This window comes from Maribellus sediminis (genome assembly GCF_011799805.1).
Classification (GTDB): domain Bacteria; phylum Bacteroidota; class Bacteroidia; order Bacteroidales; family Prolixibacteraceae; genus Draconibacterium; species Draconibacterium sediminis_A.
The window spans coordinates 153,138-170,808 of sequence record NZ_WXUB01000001.1 but is presented as its reverse complement, the minus strand read 5'-3'; the positions used below and the strand labels follow the sequence as shown (position 1 = coordinate 170,808).

Annotated in this window: 16 protein-coding genes; 14 read left to right on the top strand and 2 right to left on the bottom strand. The window is 43.0% G+C overall.

Annotation, left to right across the window (positions count from 1 at the left end):
* Positions 1-7 precede the first annotated feature (7 nt).
* From HFD85_RS00650 to HFD85_RS00640, 3 genes are read left to right on the top strand one after another with little or no spacing between them, the layout of a single operon-like run.
* Positions 8-445 (top strand): hypothetical protein, encoded by a 438-nt coding sequence (locus tag HFD85_RS00650; protein WP_167604674.1) that lies wholly within the window; start codon positions 8-10, stop codon positions 443-445.
* 16 nt (positions 446-461) lie between these two features.
* Entirely contained in the window at positions 462-1,091 is a 630-nt protein-coding gene (locus HFD85_RS00645) for a hypothetical protein (protein WP_167604673.1), read from the top strand.
* A gap of 9 nt (positions 1,092-1,100) precedes the next feature.
* Entirely contained in the window at positions 1,101-1,487 is a 387-nt protein-coding gene (locus tag HFD85_RS00640) for a hypothetical protein (RefSeq protein WP_167604672.1), read from the top strand.
* A gap of 54 nt (positions 1,488-1,541) precedes the next feature.
* Here the strand turns inward: HFD85_RS00640 and HFD85_RS00635 are convergent, their stop codons facing one another.
* Together HFD85_RS00635 and HFD85_RS00630 are read right to left on the bottom strand one after the other, a co-directional pair.
* Complete coding sequence (locus HFD85_RS00635; protein WP_167604671.1) at positions 1,542-2,483, bottom strand: sugar phosphate isomerase/epimerase family protein; 942 nt, start codon at positions 2,481-2,483, stop codon at positions 1,542-1,544.
* Positions 2,484-2,574: 91 nt separating this feature from the next.
* Entirely contained in the window at positions 2,575-3,981 is a 1,407-nt protein-coding gene (locus tag HFD85_RS00630) for a Gfo/Idh/MocA family protein (RefSeq protein WP_167604670.1), read from the bottom strand.
* 212 nt (positions 3,982-4,193) lie between these two features.
* Between HFD85_RS00630 and HFD85_RS00625 the strand changes: the two genes are divergently transcribed.
* The 11 genes from HFD85_RS00625 to HFD85_RS00575 all read left to right on the top strand — a co-directional run bounded on the left by HFD85_RS00625 (position 4,194) and on the right by HFD85_RS00575 (position 17,652).
* On the top strand, positions 4,194-5,360 hold the full coding sequence (locus tag HFD85_RS00625) for a hypothetical protein (protein ID WP_167604669.1): 1,167 nt from the start codon (positions 4,194-4,196) through the stop codon (positions 5,358-5,360).
* 182 nt (positions 5,361-5,542) lie between these two features.
* Positions 5,543-8,122, top strand: a complete 2,580-nt coding sequence (locus HFD85_RS00620; protein WP_167604668.1) for a phosphatidylglycerol lysyltransferase domain-containing protein — start codon at positions 5,543-5,545, stop codon at positions 8,120-8,122.
* A 76-nt stretch (positions 8,123-8,198) separates the two neighbouring features.
* Positions 8,199-8,795: a helix-turn-helix domain-containing protein gene (locus tag HFD85_RS00615; protein WP_240924993.1), complete on the top strand. Its 597-nt coding sequence runs from the start codon at positions 8,199-8,201 to the stop codon at positions 8,793-8,795.
* Positions 8,796-8,884: 89 nt separating this feature from the next.
* The gene (locus HFD85_RS00610; RefSeq protein ID WP_167604667.1) at positions 8,885-9,094 is read left to right on the top strand and encodes a heavy-metal-associated domain-containing protein; all 210 of its coding nucleotides are present in this window, start codon (positions 8,885-8,887) and stop codon (positions 9,092-9,094) included.
* A 61-nt stretch (positions 9,095-9,155) separates the two neighbouring features.
* On the top strand, positions 9,156-9,530 hold the full coding sequence (locus HFD85_RS00605; protein WP_167604666.1) for an HYC_CC_PP family protein: 375 nt from the start codon (positions 9,156-9,158) through the stop codon (positions 9,528-9,530).
* 80 nt (positions 9,531-9,610) lie between these two features.
* Positions 9,611-13,411: an efflux RND transporter permease subunit gene (locus HFD85_RS00600; protein ID WP_167604665.1), complete on the top strand. Its 3,801-nt coding sequence runs from the start codon at positions 9,611-9,613 to the stop codon at positions 13,409-13,411.
* 2 nt (positions 13,412-13,413) lie between these two features.
* On the top strand, positions 13,414-14,646 hold the full coding sequence (locus HFD85_RS00595) for a TolC family protein (protein WP_167604664.1): 1,233 nt from the start codon (positions 13,414-13,416) through the stop codon (positions 14,644-14,646).
* 25 nt (positions 14,647-14,671) lie between these two features.
* A complete protein-coding gene (locus HFD85_RS00590; protein ID WP_240924992.1) occupies positions 14,672-16,483 on the top strand; it encodes an efflux RND transporter periplasmic adaptor subunit in 1,812 nt (603 codons plus the stop codon).
* A 7-nt stretch (positions 16,484-16,490) separates the two neighbouring features.
* A complete protein-coding gene (locus tag HFD85_RS00585) occupies positions 16,491-16,703 on the top strand; it encodes a hypothetical protein (RefSeq protein ID WP_167604663.1) in 213 nt (70 codons plus the stop codon).
* A 54-nt stretch (positions 16,704-16,757) separates the two neighbouring features.
* Positions 16,758-17,318 (top strand): helix-turn-helix domain-containing protein, encoded by a 561-nt coding sequence (locus tag HFD85_RS00580; RefSeq protein WP_167604662.1) that lies wholly within the window; start codon positions 16,758-16,760, stop codon positions 17,316-17,318.
* Positions 17,319-17,415: 97 nt separating this feature from the next.
* Positions 17,416-17,652, top strand: a complete 237-nt coding sequence (locus HFD85_RS00575) for an SHOCT domain-containing protein (protein ID WP_240924991.1) — start codon at positions 17,416-17,418, stop codon at positions 17,650-17,652.
* Positions 17,653-17,671 lie beyond the last annotated feature (19 nt).

The window sequence follows — 17,671 nt, the reverse complement described above, 5'->3', positions numbered from 1 at the left end:
CTTTTCTATGAAGAAGTTATTTGTATTTTTTATTGGAGTTTTATTCCTAACATCTTGTACTAAAGACAACGAATCTATTACCTATTTTAACTTTATCAATACAACAAATAGTGACCTTAAAATAATCGCACCAAGAACAGATGCTGGTCACTCAATTGTCTTAGACTCTGTAACGGTTATAAATCAAGGGGCCGAGGCTGAATTCTTCTATGTTGAAGATGGCGAAAATCAAACATCAAAGTATCCGTTTGGAAAGTCTTTGATTAAAGCAAGTATTGTGTTTAACGATTCTGTTAGAATTGATTATTTCTATAATGATACATCGTCAAGGAATATTCTTATTATTGATAATTATGCTGGTGGTAAGGTAAGTGAAAGCACCTTCAGATATACTTATACAATCACCGAAGAAGATTACAATAATGCGTTGCTGATAGGGTATTAGCAGGTTAAAAAAATAAATGCTCCGATCCCTCGGAGGGATCGGATCCCTGGCCTTTATTTTACAAACGAAGCTTTGTGACGAGAAAGGTCTTTTGGAACAACGACTCCATATCGGTGGTAGGGTTGACTTCTTTTCTGCTTCTCATTTTTTTGATTTGAATGTTATTGCACAATCGGCGACGGTGCTCATACATAGAAATGGCAAAGACAGTAGGGGTATTTTTGGCACAACAATTCACGAATTGGCACATGTATCACATTGGGATTCTGGCTATGGAGATATCTTGTGGGTGGTTAATAAAAGAATACCTGAAAGTTGGGCCGTAGGAGTTGAATGGCAAATAACGAACGATATTTATCAAGGATATGGCATTTATAATAATAAATATCAATTGGTTGATATTTCAGAAATTGATGATTTAAAAGGATATACACCATTAGTAATTGATTTAATTGATGACTATAACCAAGGAAAATTTAATAGCCTGCGACCGAATGATCAAGCTTGGGGTTATACCTTATCCGAGATTGAAAGGGCTCTTCCGACATCCTCAGGAAACTGGTGGGCATGGAGAGATGATTTGAAAAAGATGTTTGACAACCCTACTGAAGAAAACATTGATTATCTTTTTACAACTTACAAATAGAATTCTACCATGAAAACAAAAAAAATCATTATATATTTTTTATTAATGTTACCGTTGTATTCTTGTTGGTACACTAACCAACCTACAATAACCTATACCCTGGTAAATGATACAGATTTTGATGTTTCGCTTGTAGGATATCGAAATAGAGGGACATCTGTATCTGATAGTATATTTTTATCACCAAATTCTAGGCTGGAATTTGAAAGACAAATGGGTGAAGATTCGGATAGTCGGTCTTTTTTCTCTATTGCCTCTGTAGATTCTGTACGTATAGTATTTGATTCTAAAAAGCTATTAGTCCTCACGGATTCGGCCCATGCTTTACTACTTGAAGAAAGGATAGTTAAAATCACCCAAGAAGATTACAACAACGCGGTGCCCATAGAGAATTAGCAGGGTTAAAAAAATAAAGGATCCGATCCCTTGGAGGGATCGGATCCCTGGCCTTTATTTTACAAACGAAGCTTTGTTCAGGTAATTGAAACAGGCCTCAACGCCCTCAAACTGCGTCATATTATCTTCTTTTCCAATCCCTTCCAGTTCAACAAAAAATTCATCGAGCCCGTTTTCATAGGCTTTGGTGAAAATATTCTTGAAGTTCATCATTCCCGATTGACCAAGAACTTTGCGGTCTTTAATATGTAACACGGGGAACCTGCCGGCGTATTTTTTAAAATACTCCAACGGATCGTTTTGGCCCATTACTGTCCAGTACACATCCATTTCGAAGAATACAAGGTCCGGATCAGTTCCGTTCAGCATCAGGTCGTAAATCACGTCGCCTACACGTTGCCACGGATTACTTTGCTTCTCCTTATCTTCAGGCTTTACAACGCGTTTAAATTCGCCGCTGTGGTTATGATAGCCCCATTTAATGCCTGCCGATTTTGCAATCTCTCCGGCATTATTAAAAACCTCGCAAACCATTGCTGCATCCTCGTTACTTTCTACTTGTGGCATTCCTGGCTGAACCAGGGATGAAACACCAAGTTTTACGTGATCTTCAACCGTCGCCTTCCAAAAATCGGCAATTTCACTTTTATTGTCTTTGGTGTACTTACGCACCGGCGGATTTACATGCGATCCGGATACTTTCAAACCCGAATCATCCGCTACCTTTATAAATTCGGCAATATCGTAACCATACATTTTCCGCTCGCGATAACCGGCTGCCTCTGCCGTTGCATAGCCAATTTTAGCCACTTTTTTCAATCCGGCTGGAACGTCGTCGGTTAATTCTTTTCCGAGCGAATAGAGTTGCAAACCAATTTTCTTTTTGGCCGGTAAACTGCTGACACTTGTTGCAGCAGAAAGCGGGTTAATGGCACTTGTCACCATACCGCCGGCTGTAATCAAGCCAAGTCCTTTTAGAAATTCTCTTTTATTCATCTGACAAATTTTTTATTAGGTTTATTATGGTAAAAAGAAACTCGTCCCCTTATTCCGGGACTTGTTTCAAAGGTTTCGAAATTTTGCTGACCTATAATTTATACGATCCCCTGTATTTATAATGGTACAAACGATGGTTCCAGGCTTCCTTGTCTTCGCCAAAACTTTGCGTGGCTGCATTCCATTTAACAGGGCGTTGCAATTCGGTAGCAATGTTACCCAGGCAACACACAATGGCAGTACTTGCTCCCACCTCAATCGGGGCAATTGTTTTTTGCCGCGAGCGAACGCCATCGATAAAGTTTTGCATATGTGGCGAACTGATTTCGAAACTGCCACCACCTTTTGCCTGCGCTTTTTGCATTTCCTTAAATTTGCGGGCCTTTTCGGCAGCAGTTAAATCTCCGGGGCGGGCGCCGGCCAGTTCATCGGGCACGAGCGACGAATCGGAACAGGCCAGGTAACCCCGTCCCACTTCAATCCAGCCTTTATCGCCAATGAATTTAATTCCCTGAGCTCCCGGCATATCTTCAAGATAGGGTTGCTCGGTCATTACAACACCGTTCAAATATTTAAAAGTCAGGTATTCGGCGCCATCGTATCCTTTCGGAATAATTTCGGCAGGACCTGATCCGTCCATTCCAATGGCAGCCTGCGCGATATCAAACATGTGAGCACCCCAGTCGGCAGTAAAACCGTTACCGGTTTCGCGGTACCAACGCCATGCTCCCCAAAGTTTCTCTCTTTCCGGCGGGTCGAGCGAGATAGGAGGACACAGATCAGGATGATAATGAATATTCGGATCGTTCAGAGGTCCCATCCACAGGTTAAAATTCAGGTTGCCGGGAACCATTTCTTCCGGCAGATCCAGTGGTTTTGGCGGATCGCCCACTTTGGCATAAATCTTATCGATGTGGCCAATCGCTCCGGTTTGAACCAGTTCGATGGCTTTCTGGAATTCGCCGCTTGAACGTTGCTGGCTTCCTACCTGCACAATGCGTTTGTTGTCGTTGGCAACGCGCACCATTTTTTGCGCTTCGGTAATGGTAAACGACAGTGGCTTCTGTACATAAACATCTTTACCGGCCTGGCAGGCGTGAATGGTCATCAAAGCATGCCAGTGGTCGGGCGTACATACTTCAACAGCATCGATATCTTTGCGCTCGAGCAGTTCTTCGTACTGTTCGTATCTGTCGACCCGGGGAGCTAAACCCAGCGATTTTTGCCACTCTTCAACCGATCGTTTGAAACGTTCCGTTTTCATGCTATCAACATCGCAACCGGCAACAATTTCAACACCCGGAACCGATGAGAAACTGCGAAAGTCATTCATTCCCTGCTGACCAAGGCCAATAAAACCCATGGTTACACGATCGCTTGGAGCAATTTTAATTCCGTTGATGGTCCAACTCGGAAGGATGGTAAGTCCGGTAAGTCCGAGCGCCGAAAGACCAAGAAACTTCCTCCGATTTAGTTGATTCGATTCTTTATTATCCATGTTTAGTAAAATTTAAGTTTGAATCCCGGTTCCTTAAAACCTTAGCTTTTACAAGAGTCGGTTTAGTTAAGGCGTAGCAAGATAAGAAATTTCTTTTTGCGTTTAAAGGAATGAAAACAGACCTTCTGGTCATTTCAACAATATATATTCATTCTAAACCTGCCACTGAATTATCCGTATACAGCAGAAATCAACTTAATCTTTGAAAAAACATGAAATCAACTTACTTATCGGCATTGCTAATGCTCATGTTGGTGGTACCGGCATTCTCACAATCCTGGAATATCGTTTGGGAAAAATATTCAGGGAACGACAAGTTGGATTATTATACTGACATCACCCGGACAAATGACGGGAATTACCTGGTTCTGGGCGCAAGCGGAAGTGGATCTTCGGCCGATTTGCACCTGGATTGTTACCGGCAAGATGGCGAATTGATGTGGGAGCAAACATTTGAATCTCCCGGAAATGATATCCCCGAAAAAATAATTGCACTGGGCGATGATGATTTTCTGATTCTGTCCAAATCAACTGAAGGTGAAAAAACAGTAAGCATTTTAAGGCGAACAAACAAGAATGGGCAGCTAAAATGGGAAACGAATCTTGACAAACAATACACCGGCAACGATGTGTTTCCTTTAACGAATGGTGAATTCATGATAGCCGGCAATAAACTTGAAACGGGGAGCGAAATACCGCAAATATGGCTGGCAAAGATGAATGAAAGCGGAGAAATAATCAGCGAAAAAACTTACAACGGAAAAGGCTGTGCCAACTCCATCAAGCAAATGCCAAACGGCCAGTTTATTATTGGCGCCCAGGTTGCCGGTAAAGTTGAAAACGACTGCGATGTTGCCGTGATCAGAACCGATAGCGAGGGAAATCAACTTTGGTTTAGCCACCTGCCTTCGCCCAACAGCAAAGAATGGCCGCAGTGTGTTTGTTGTTCGCCTGCCGACAGCTCGTTTATAATGGTTGGCTGGGGCGGATTGTGCCTGAATGACATCTCCGGCGAATACCCGGTATTCGACTTCGACATAGTTGTTAAAAAACTAAGTGCCGACGGCAAACTGATCTGGACCAAAAACTATGATGGAGAGGGAGCTGAAGGAGGAAATAATGTTAGTATTCTACCCGATGGAAACTTCATTATTGCCGGAACAAAAGCAAGTTCATTCTCCGGAAAAATTGGCCCCTGGTTGCTGCGTATCGATCCGGATGGAAACATTCTGGATGAAAAACTGCTAAACATGCGTTTGGAACAGGCAAGTAAAGCAATTGTAACTCCCGATGGCGGGATTGTAGTAATCGGCCCCGGATTGAACGAGCGCCTGAATCCACGAAGCGATGGCTGGATCATCAAATTTTCCGAGCTCTAACACGCAAATAAATTCCCTCAATACAAATTGACGGCAGGTTTTGGAATTGCTCCATCGTTAACATTTCATTCAAATATGGTACTGAATAAAAAATTAACTTTGGTAACACGCAACATTTCTGGCATGTGTTTTTGTTGCCTCAAAAAAAAGAAACTTTTAGCTGAAACCCGCACAAGTATTACATGTTTAAAAGGCTGAGAAATATTAAAATACACAAGTCTATCTGGCAGGTTGCACTTGCGGTGTTAATGCTGGTTATGAGTATTTATTTCATAAAAAATGAGCATCTCGAACTGGTTGAAATAAAGAATACTCTGAAAGACATTAATTCGTTTTATTTGATACTCGGGCTTTTCGTCACGGTTATTTATCTCTTTCTGCAAGCTTTAATGTATGTATTCAGTTTTCGAACCATTGGATTGAAAGTCGCAGTTTGGGATGCCCTAATATTGTTTCTGAAACGAAACCTGATCAGTGTTTTTTTGCCGGCCGGTGGTTTTTCTTCACTTGTATTTTTTACCAAACCGCTTAAAAAGAAGGGCCTTAACAATACCGATATTTATTATGCATCGTACATTTACGGACTAACCGGACTAATTTCGGTAGTGTTGGTTGCTATTCCTGTAATCGGGTTATTATTGCTTAAAAACAGGCTCACATCAAAAGAATTGATCCCCTTTTTATTGCTTACCCTGCTAATTGCACTAGTAATTTACTCGGTGTGGTCGCTGCTCCAAAGAAAGCTGGTGTACAAACTCCTGCTTCGTTTTAATCCGGGAATATCCATCATTGTCGACAACATAAATACCACGCGCTTAAATAAAAAACACTTTTTATACACCATTATATCGTCGGTATTTATCGAGTTTGCTGGCATTGCCCACGTTTATATTTCGATGCTGGCATTGGGTTTTCATCCAACTTTAATGGTGTCGTTAATCGCTTACATCATCATGGTAATGTTATTGATTATGTCGCCGTTTTTACGCGGAATGGGTGCCATTGAAGTAACCATGACCTACGTTTTCGTAAAAAGCGGCATTCCATTAACAGGTGCAGCTACCATTACTTTGGTCTTTCGTTTTTTTGAATTCTGGATGCCTTTGCTCATCGGTTTAGGATCCTTCCTCTTTTCAAAAAAGAATGTGCTATCGCGGGTACTGCCGGTGTTCATTATTTTTATTTCGGGTATCATCAACGTTATCTCGGCAATTACTCCTTCAATCCCCGATCGCATCGTTATTCTCGAAAAATTACTGCCTCAGCTGGCCATTGCTGTTTCGAAATACAGTGTATTTGTAATTGGCGTACTACTGATAATTTTAGCCATTTATTTGTTGCGTGGCGTAAAACGGGCAAGAAGAATTACATTGGTATTACTGGCCGTATCGGTTATCGGACATTTGGTAAAAGGCATAGATTACGAAGAGGCCACAATTTCATTTGTAGCCTTTCTCAGCCTGCTCATCACGCACCGGTTTTATCATGTAAAATCACTTCCGCTGTTTCGAACAAGTTGGTGGAAAATATGGATCGTTTCGTTGGCATCACTTCTGTTATATGCGGTGGCAGCTACCTTTTTTCTCGAAAAGCACCACATGGGTTTCGATTACAGTTTTTTCGAAGCCATTAAAGCCTCCTCCCGTTTAATCTTCTTTTTCGACTCTTCGCAATACATTCCGTCAACACACTTTGGCGAGTTTTTTATTGCCTCCATGTACTGGTGCAGTGGATTTCTGTTTATTTCTGCAATTTTTCTGGCTGTTAAACCCATTTTCGACCACGATGCCAAAAGTGACGAAAACGAAATTGCCCACGCCAAACTGTTAGTAAAAAATTACGGCGACTCGGCACTCGACTATTTTAAGTACTACCACGATAAGCTTTTCTTTTTTCATAACGATGGTTTTTTGGCCTACAAAATCCATAAGAACTTTGCCGTAGTGCTTGAATTGCCTGTTTGCGAAACAAAATCGGCAAAAAAGAAATTGTTACACGATTTCGAAAAATATGCGTACGAAAACGGCTTGCGAACCTTTTATTACCGAATTCCGGAGGAATCGACAAAGTGGTTTAACAAACTGAATAAGAAAACACTTTTTATTGGTCAGGAAGCCATACTCGACCTGGAAACTTTTAGTTTGAGTGGATCGAAAATGCATCCCCTGAGAAATGCCATCAACAAAGCAAAAAAAGAAGGCTACACCTTTCATATTCATCCTCATCCTGTAAAAGACGGAGTCATTCAAAAGCTAAAACAGGTTTCTGACGAATGGTTAAAAAAGCCGGGAAAGAAGGAGACCATCTTTTCGCAGGGAATGTTTTTAGCCGATGTCATCAAGGAAACAACCATTCTTAGCATCGAAAATTCGGAAGACAAAATTGTGGCCTTTTTGAATATTGTGCCGGATTATGCCAACTCGGAAGGAACCTACGATCTGATACGAACTTCAGACAGCGCTCCAACCGGCATTATTTATTTTCTTTTAACTGAAATGTTCGAATATTTCCGTCAACAGGGAATTTCGAAAGTGAATTTAGGAATGGTACCGTTTACCGGAAATACTGAAACCAGAAACATGGCTGAACGCTCGATGAAATTTGCTCTTGAAAATCTAAAGCCGCTCAACCACTTTAAAGGACTTTATTTGTTTAAGGAGAAATTTAAGCCCGATTGGGTGAATAAATACCTGGCTTACGATTCAGATTACGACCTGATCTATTTCCCGGCCATTTTAAAAGCTGTTTCAAAAGTGGATTAAACGTGAAATCTTCTTTGTCGGCCTGCACTAAACTATTTATTTGAAATTGGGTTTCGTATATTGACAGAATTAATCATTGGTAAAGTTCAGAAAGATCATGTCGGCAGTGTTACACATAAAAAATATGGTTTGTCCGCGGTGCATCGAATCGGTTCAGGAAGTGCTGACAAACGAAGGATTCGAGGTGCAGAAGATAAAACTGGGCGAAGCCGAAATCGACCGCCAACCCACCACCGATCAACTCGAAAATATTTCCAGAATATTGCACAGCAAAGGATTTGAGCTGTTACACGATAAAAAAAAGATTGTTGTCGACCAGGTGAAATCGGAGATCATAAAATTGGTGCACCACAGCGAAAACGAAATTCTAAACGTCAACCTTTCCAGTCATCTTTCGGCGCTGATCGGTGCCGATTATTCATCAATTTCTACCCTGTTTTCATCATCGGAAGGGCTAACGATCGAGCGGTTTACCATCCTTCAAAAAATTGAAAAGGTAAAAGAGCTGCTTTCCTACGGCGAACTTACTGCCAGCGAAATCGCCTTTAAATTGGGTTACAGCAGCGCAGCTCACCTGTCTTCGCAATTCAAAAAAGAAACTGGCATGACACCCGGTCAATACAAAAAACTAAAAGACAAACACCGCAATCCGCTGGATCATATCGGATTGTGAAGCCTTTGCCAAAATCTTACAATACTTTTCAAAAATTATATAAAAACCCGTGGCTGTTTCGCCTTTAACTTTGTGGAAAAGAATTGAAAATGGAACAAGTTAAACTGAAAACAGACTTGAGTTGCCCGCATTGTGCCATGAAAGTAGAGCCGATCCTTAAAGAAACAAAAGGAATAGTTGATTATTCCATCGATCTGGCCCATCCCGACAAACTGGTAAGTTTCTCTTCGGAGGGTGCTGATATCGATGCGTTGATCACCAATATTAAAAAAGCAGGCTATATTGCAGAAAAACTGTAAATTAGTCAAATCTTAGGTATTAAACTTTTACAAGGATCAACTGTTTTTACAGTAAATAGTAATGATTAAAAAACTCAGCCATATCGTTTTAGCAACGCTCCTTTTGGTATCAACAATGGGGATGGCTGTGAGCAAACATTTCTGCGGCGGCCATTTGGTTTCGGTTGCCATGTTCGATGAAGCCGACTCGTGCTGCGACGACGGCGGATGCTGTACCAATGAAAACCATTTCTACCAGGTAAAAGATGATTTTTCTACACCGGCAATTTATACGATTCCGGTTCTGGCAGAGATCGACGTATTACAGCATTCCGTTATCGATCTTGATTTATTGATTCCTTCTGAGTATTCAGAAGAAAACTTTACTTTAACCGACGATCCTCCACCTCCAACAGTACTCGAATTTCTTGCCGAGGAACAGGTATATCTTTTATGATTTTATTATGATAAATTAACTGATTATGAATGCTCATGATCCGGTTTCTCTGTTGTATTAATCTCATAGGATAATAAGATATGCTCAATAAAATAATTCGCTTTTTTCTTGAAAATAAACTGGTTACAGTACTGGTTCTTGCTACTTTCATTATTTGGGGAGTTGTAACCTCTCCTTTTAGCTGGAAGACCGGAATTCTTCCAAGCGATCCGGTTCCGGTGGATGCCATACCCGACATTGGCGAAAATCAGCAAATTGTTTATACCGAATGGCCGGGGAGGTCGCCACAGGATATTGAAGACCAGATCTCCTATCCGCTGACAACTGCGCTGCTTGGTATTCCTGGTGTTAAAACCATCAGAAGCAACAGCATTTTCGGGCTATCCAGTATTTATATCATATTCGACGAATCGGTTGAATTTTACTGGAGCCGCACAAGGATACTGGAAAAGCTAAATTCCTTGCCCCAGGGAACGCTCCCCGATGATGTAACACCGGCTCTTGGCCCCGATGCCACTGCACTCGGACAAATCTACTGGTATACACTCGAAGGCCGCGATAAAAATGGTAAACCTGCCGGTGGCTGGGATCCGCAGGAACTGCGCACCATTCAGGACTACTATGTAAAATATGCGCTCACTTCGGCAGAAGGCGTGGCTGAAGTCGCTTCAATTGGCGGCTTTGTAAAAGAATACCAGATCGATATCGATCCCGCTGCCATGAAAGCACAGGGGGTGAATGTTGCACAAATTATACAGGCTGTAAAAAACAGCAACCTCGATATCGGTGCCCGAACCATCGAATTTAACAGGGCTGAATACCTGGTCAGGGCACTGGGTTATGTGAAGAACCTGGAAGACCTTGAGAAAAGTGTGGTCACGGTGCGCGACAACGTCCCAATTCGGTTAAAAGACGTTGCAAAGATTAATTATGGCCCGGCAACCCGTCGTGGTGGCCTCGACAAAGGTGGCTCCGAAGCCGTAGGTGGTGTAGTGGTTGCCCGTTATGGCACAAACCCCATGCAAGCCATCGAAAATGTTAAGGCTAAAATTGAAGAGATCGCTCCTGGTTTGCCATCACATACGCTGGAAGACGGAACCACTTCTAAAGTTACCATCGTTCCGTTTTACGATCGTACCGGTTTAATAAAGGAAACATTGGGGACACTGGAAGAAGCATTAACACTTGAAATACTGATCAGTATTATTGTGGTGATCGTGCTCGTTTTCAATCTGCGTGCATCCTTTCTCATTTCGAGTGTCTTGCCTATTGGTGTGTTAATGACCTTCATTACCATGCGGCAGTTTGGCGTTGATGCCAACATCGTAGCACTTTCGGGAATTGCCATTGCCATCGGCGTGATGGTGGATGTTGGGATTGTGTTTTCAGAAAACATAATCCGACATCTGGAGCTACCACAAAATGCAGGTGCAAAAGGGAAAAAACTCACCCAGGTCATTTATGAAGGAACGGTAGAAGTAGCCGGTGCTGTTATTACTGCGTTAACAACTACCATCGTTAGTTTCCTGCCGGTTTTTGCCATGCAGGCTGCCGAAGGGAAATTGTTTAAGCCACTGGCTTTCACAAAAACTTTTGCCATGGTTTCGGCACTGCTGCTGGGATTAATGATCATTCCGATGCTGGCCAATATTGTTTTCTCGCTGAAATCGGATAAAAAACGCATGCGCTTTTTCTGGAACGGCGTTCTGATAATTGCCGGAATTGTTTTGGCAATAATTTCGGGGAACTTCATTGCACTTGCACTGACCGCTTTTGGTGTGAATGGCTTGTTAAGCGAGAAATGGCTCAGCAAAAAAGTAATTAACTACATCAATATAGCCATTACATTGCTTGTTGTGCTCTGGTTTTTAACCCGGGCATGGATGCCGATGGGTGCACAACACAGCGCTTTTGCCAATTTCATCTATATTGCCATAATCGTTGGATTTGTGCTTGGCGCCTTATCATCCGTGGTATATTTCTACCCGGTAATTTTACGCTGGAGCCTTAACCACAAATGGCTATTCCTGAGCGTCCCAATCCTGATAGTCACTTTCGGAATCATGACCTGGCAGGGATTTGATAAGTTGTTCGGGTTTGTTCCCGAAAAAATAAAGGCAGGCAAATTTTATGCATCGGCCGACCGGAATTTCCCGGGACTGGGAAAGGAATTTATGCCTTCACTCGATGAAGGTTCTTTCCTGCTGATGCCAACAACGATGCCACACTCGGGTATTGAAGAAAACCTGGAAGTGATTCGCCTGCTCGATAAAAAAGTAAACTCAATTCCTGAAGTGGAGAATGTGATCGGCAAATGGGGCCGTGTAAGTTCTGCTCTCGACCCGGCTCCGGTTTCGATGTATGAAAATGTGATCAACTACCGACCGGAATACATGCTGAATGACAAAGGGCACCGCATGCGTTTCAAAGTGAACGACGAAGGAGCATATCTTTTAAAAGATGGTGGTACTTATAATCCTGAAACAGATGGATTCGGGATAATTGATAAAGACCGGTTAATTGAAGACAAAAACGGTGAATACCTGCGTCAGTGGCGTGATGAAATTCATTCGCCTAATGATATTTGGGATGAGATCGTTCAGCAGGCCAATATTCCGGGACTGACTTCCGCACCGAAATTACAGCCCATTCAAACACGTTTGGTAATGCTGCAAACCGGTATGCGGGCACCCATCGGAATAAAAGTTTTTGGACCCGACCTGGAGACCATAGAGAAAGTTGGGCTGGAGTTAGAAACCTTACTTAAAGAAGTGGAAGGTGTTAAACCAATGTCGGTATTTGCCGACCGTATAGTAGGGAAACCTTATATCGAACTGAAGATCAACCGCGATGCCATTGCACGATACGGGATTTCGGTGCTGGACCTGCAGCGGATAATTGGCAGTGCAGTTGGCGGAATGCAACTGGGAAATACTGTTGAAGGCCGCGAGCGCTTCCCGATCAGGGTACGTTACGCCCGCGAATTCCGCGATGACCCGGAAGACCTGAAAAATATTTTGATTCCAACACCCGGAGGTGCACAGATCCCTTTGGGTACCCTGGTAGACATTCAGTATACCCGTGGTCCGCAAATGATAAAAAGCGAAAACACCTTCCTTGTTGGTTATGTCATATTCGATAAACAGGATGGTTATGCCGAGGTGGATGTGGTGGAACATGCACAACAATTTCTGAAAGAGAAAATCGAAACGGGAGAATTAGTGATTCCTGCCGGAGTGAATTATGTTTTCACCGGGAATTACGAGAACCAGATCCGGGCTACCAAACGTCTGCTGATCGTGGTACCACTCTCCCTGCTTATAATTTTCCTGATCCTGTATTTTCAGTTTCAGTCAGTCACTTCAACATCACTCATTTTCTCGGGGATAATTGTAGCACTGGCCGGCGGATTTATCATGATCTGGTTGTATGCACAACCGTGGTTTCTAAACTTCAGCATCGAAGGCATGAACTTACGCGATCTCTTCCAGGTACAAACCATCAACCTTAGTGTGGCCGTTTGGGTGGGATTTATCGCACTCTTTGGTGTTGCCACCGACGACGGTGTTTTGATAAGCACTTACCTGAAACAATTGCACGAAAAACACAAGCCCACAAGCGTAAAAGAAGTGCGTGCCATTGTATTGGAGGCCGGCTCGAAAAGGGTGCGCCCGGCCATGATGACCACAGCTACAACATTGATTGCGCTGTTACCGGTGCTTACTTCCACCGGAAAAGGATCGGATATTATGGTTCCGATGGCCATTCCACTGTTTGGCGGTATGACCATTGAGGTACTGACAATGTTTGTGGTACCAGTTCTGTACAGCATGTGGCAGGAACGCCTGGTAAAAAAACAGCTCAAAAAAATGGAGGGTTAATTATGAAGAAATTAATATATATCATCAGCAGCCTGCTGATTCTGGCAACAATGCCAACAAAAGCGCAGGATGAGCTGAACACCTACCTGGTAACGGCAGCTGAAAATAATCCGGGACTGAAAGCCAAATTCGACGACTACATGGCGGCTTTGGAGGTAGCTCCTCAGGTGAGCGCCCTGCCCGATCCGCAACTGGCATTTGGATATTTTATTCAACCGGTGGAAACCCGAATGGGCCCGCAGCGGTTTAAGGTTTCACTTACCCAGATGTTTCCCTGGTTCGGAACTTTGAATGCCCGCGAAAATGTGGCAGTTCAGGCGGCTAAAGTGAAATATGAATTGTTTGAAGAAGCTAAATCGCAATTGTTCAACGACGTTAGGGGGACCTATTTCAACCTGTACTTCACGCAAAAAGCCATTGATATTACCGGTGAAAATCTGGAGATTTTATCGGCATTTCAGAAGCTGGCAGTGGCTAAAATAGAAGCCGGACTGGTTTCAACAGTCGATGAATACCGGATAGAAATGGAAACCGGTGAATTGGAGAACCAACTGGCATTGCTCAAGGATAAAATGCGTTCGCAAACGGTACTTTTCAACCAAATGCTGAATGACACGCTGGACACACCCGTAAAATTGCCAAACGACTTATGGGCAAACGACCTTGAATTTTCAAAAGTGGCCATCCTCGATAGTATTCGCGCTCAAAACCACCAGTTGTTGAAGCTGGAACTGGAGCGGGAACTGTTCAGTTTGAAACAGGAAGTAGCCCGCAAGCAGGGAAGCCCTTCAATTTCGGTCGGATTCGATTATATCAATGTCGGTAAAGGCGAAATGAACCTGGAAGGGAAAGATGCTTTTATGTTTCCCCGCATTGGCTTAAGCATTCCGCTTTACCGAAATAAATACAACTCCATGGTAAAAGAGGTGGTACTGCAGGAATCGGCTAAAACATTCGAAATGCAAAACAAGGACAACATGCTTGAAGCGATTTTCGAAGCGGCTTACACGGAGTACATGGATGCCAACCGGCGAATAGAATTGTACAATATGCAACTCACGCTAGCGCAGCGTTCGCTGAATATCATGGAAACCGAGTACGCCACCAGCGGAAAGAATTTCGAAGAGTTGCTGCGCATGGAACGCAAACTTTTGAAATATGCGCTGGAACTCGAAAAAGCCAAAACCGACAAGCAGGCGGCTATTTCAAACATAAAATACCTGATGGGAAAATAAACTGAAGACCTAAAAAAAGAAAGAAATGAAAGAGATCATTCAAAATATAAAAACGAATTACAAACTGGTGCTGGTGGTGCTGGCGGCCGGTTTGTTACTGGGCTGGCTGTTCTTCCACAATGGGGGAGAAAGTACCGAAGCAGGATCAGCAACTGAAAGCCACGAAGGACACGATCATGGAGCAGAGGAAGCCACCGTCTGGACCTGCTCGATGCACCCGCAAATAAAACAAAACGAACCGGGTGACTGCCCCATTTGCGGCATGGACCTTATTCCGCTTTCATCAATGCAAAACGATGAAAACAACACCAATCCGAATGAATTGATGTTAACGGAAGCGGCAGCCGAGCTGGCAAATATCCGTACAACAGTTGTAAAATTGGAAACACCGCAAAATGAAATCTTTCTGCAGGGAAAAGTACAGGAAGACGAACGCAATATTTCTTTTATAACTGCCCGCTATGGAGGCCGAATCGAAAAACTGTTCATCAATTTTACAGGCCAGGACGTAAAAAAAGGCGACAAACTGGCCACCATCTATTCACCCGATCTGGTTACTGCACAGCGTGAGCTGATTGAGGCTGCACAATTTAAGGAAAGCCGGCCGGCACTGTACAATGCCGCAAAAAACAAACTCAGGTTGTGGGACATTAGCGATGAACAAGTAGCCGAAATTGAAAAGAATGGCGAACCGAAGGTGCATTTCGATGTGGTTTCACCCATCTCGGGGACCGTCACCATGCGCCACGTGGCATTGGGCGATTACGTAAAAGAAGGCAGCGCACTTTTTAAAGTTGTGGATCTCAGCACCGTATGGATACAGTTTGATGCCTACGAAAGCGACCTTCCATGGGTCAAAAGTGGCGACAAGGTTGAATTCATCATTCCGTCGTTACCCGCTGAGAAATTTAGCGGCAAGGTAGCTTTTATCGATCCGATCATCGATGCCAAAACACGTATTGCAAAAGTGAGGGTGGAACAACGCAATCCCGGACAAAAAATCAAACCCGAGATGTTTGTTTCGGGTACCGTTACATCGCGCATAGCCAGTAATTCGGAACAGTTGCTTGTGCCAAAATCAGCGGTGCTGTGGACAGGAAAACGAGCAGTGGTTTACGTAAAAGTTCCGGAGCGCGAGAATCCAACGTTCCTGTATCATGAAATTACACTCGGACCTGAAGCGGGCGATAATTATGTGGTAGCCGAAGGACTCGAAGAAGGCGAGGTAATTGCTACCAACGGCGTATTCAAAATTGATGCAGCCGCTCAGTTACAAGGCAAACAAAGTATGATGAATCCCGGAGGTGAAGCGATCACAACCGGTCACAATCACGGCGAAATGAATATGAGTTCTGATAAAGAAAATGCAGTGATTGAACAGGTTAAAGTCGATCCAAAATTTGTGAAACAACTCACTGCTTTTTACGAAACCTACTTAAAAATGAACGAGGCATTTATTGCTTCGGATGCAGCCAAAGTGAGTACCGAAGCAAAAAATTCGGCCAATGCATTGGGTAATGTTGAAATGGAGCTCCTCAAAGGCGATGCCCACATGGCCTGGATGGATCAACTAAAAACCTTAAAACCGGCATTGCAAAAAATTGGTAACAGCAACAACATTGACGAGCAGAGATTAGAATACGCCACTTTAAATCTTGCATTGTACAAAAGCCTGAAAATGTTCGGGCTTGACAACGACACTACTTATTATCAGTACTGCCCTATGGCCAACGGCGATCAGGGAGCTTACTGGTTTAGCGCTGAAAAAGAAATCCGGAATCCGTATTTCGGGGATATGATGTTGAGTTGCGGAGAGACGAAAGAAACGATTAAATAAGACGCTCATGATCATCAAAACAATTATCGTATCTGTGGTTTTGGTTGCTATTGTCATGCTGGCACTGGGGATCAAAATGCTGTTCGATAAAAATGCAAAATTCGAGATGCGCTCCTGTTCGTTCGTAAATGAAGAAAACGAAGAGGAAGGAACTCATCCGACTCGCAAAATAGAGGTAAAGAAACTGTCTGTAAACGACTTAACAAAAAAAGAGACGTAAATATTCGAAAGAGCGTAACCATGAACATGGAATTCTAGCGATAAAATTACGATTATGGATATAAACATTAAGAACATGGTCTGCCAGCGTTGTGTGATGGTAGTTTCGCAGATCTTCAGTGAAGCAGGTATTGAAGTGGAAAACGTGCAATTGGGAAAGGTGACTACTACTGAAGTACTTCGCGACGAAACTGTAAAACAAGTGAACCAACAATTAAAAAGAGTTGGTTTCGAAATCATCAACGATGCCAAAAGCCGCCTGATTGAAAAGATCAGGAATGCGTCAATCGATTACGTGTATCAGCACTCGGGCGAACACGAAGAGAATTTTTCGGACTACCTCACCGGTAAATTGAATCTTGATTATCCATATCTGAGCACCTTGTTTTCGTCGATTGAAGGTACAACCATCGAAAAGCACCTCATTAACCTGAAAATTGAACGAGTTAAAGAATTGCTGGTGTACGACGAAAAAACCTTAAGTGAGATTGCCTGGGAACTGGGATACAGCAGTGTGGCCCACCTATCAGGACAGTTTAAAAAAGTAACCGGATTTACGCCTTCCTACTATAAAAAACTGGGAGAACAAAAGCGCAAATCGATCGATAAAGTGTGACTTAAAATAGTGTAAATCAATTTAAAAAAGATGTAACGCATTTGGAAGGCCGGCATTGTAACTTTACAGTAGTAAAAATTTAGAAAGGAGGCACATCATGTACGGAATGATTGGAACAGGAATGAATGGAATGAGTTGGGGAATGGGCTTTGGCTGGTTGGCTGGCCTGGCAATTCTGGTACTTATTATCTGGGCGGTCACCAAAAGTGTCAATTCTGGAAACTCAGTTTCAACAGAAAGAAAATCGGCTCTTGACATTTTAAAAGAGCGCTATGCAAGGGGCGAGATCAACAAAGATGAGTTCGAAGAAAAGAAAAGCGTTCTTTCACATTAATCCATAGAGAAAGAAAAAC

Coding starts and splice junctions, on each gene's coding strand:
- HFD85_RS00630 (WP_167604670.1), bottom strand. CDS start 3,981: ATGGATAATAAAGAATCGAATCAACTAAATCGGAGGAAGTTTCTTGGT.
- HFD85_RS00650 (WP_167604674.1), top strand. CDS start 8: ATGAAGAAGTTATTTGTATTTTTTATTGGAGTTTTATTCCTAACATCT.
- HFD85_RS00635 (WP_167604671.1), bottom strand. CDS start 2,483: ATGAATAAAAGAGAATTTCTAAAAGGACTTGGCTTGATTACAGCCGGC.
- HFD85_RS00585 (WP_167604663.1), top strand. CDS start 16,491: ATGATCATCAAAACAATTATCGTATCTGTGGTTTTGGTTGCTATTGTC.
- HFD85_RS00575 (WP_240924991.1), top strand. CDS start 17,416: ATGTACGGAATGATTGGAACAGGAATGAATGGAATGAGTTGGGGAATG.
- HFD85_RS00605 (WP_167604666.1), top strand. CDS start 9,156: ATGATTAAAAAACTCAGCCATATCGTTTTAGCAACGCTCCTTTTGGTA.
- HFD85_RS00600 (WP_167604665.1), top strand. CDS start 9,611: ATGCTCAATAAAATAATTCGCTTTTTTCTTGAAAATAAACTGGTTACA.
- HFD85_RS00620 (WP_167604668.1), top strand. CDS start 5,543: ATGTTTAAAAGGCTGAGAAATATTAAAATACACAAGTCTATCTGGCAG.
- HFD85_RS00645 (WP_167604673.1), top strand. CDS start 462: ATGCTCCGATCCCTCGGAGGGATCGGATCCCTGGCCTTTATTTTACAA.
- HFD85_RS00640 (WP_167604672.1), top strand. CDS start 1,101: ATGAAAACAAAAAAAATCATTATATATTTTTTATTAATGTTACCGTTG.
- HFD85_RS00595 (WP_167604664.1), top strand. CDS start 13,414: ATGAAGAAATTAATATATATCATCAGCAGCCTGCTGATTCTGGCAACA.
- HFD85_RS00610 (WP_167604667.1), top strand. CDS start 8,885: ATGGAACAAGTTAAACTGAAAACAGACTTGAGTTGCCCGCATTGTGCC.
- HFD85_RS00590 (WP_240924992.1), top strand. CDS start 14,672: ATGAAAGAGATCATTCAAAATATAAAAACGAATTACAAACTGGTGCTG.
- HFD85_RS00625 (WP_167604669.1), top strand. CDS start 4,194: ATGAAATCAACTTACTTATCGGCATTGCTAATGCTCATGTTGGTGGTA.
- HFD85_RS00580 (WP_167604662.1), top strand. CDS start 16,758: ATGGATATAAACATTAAGAACATGGTCTGCCAGCGTTGTGTGATGGTA.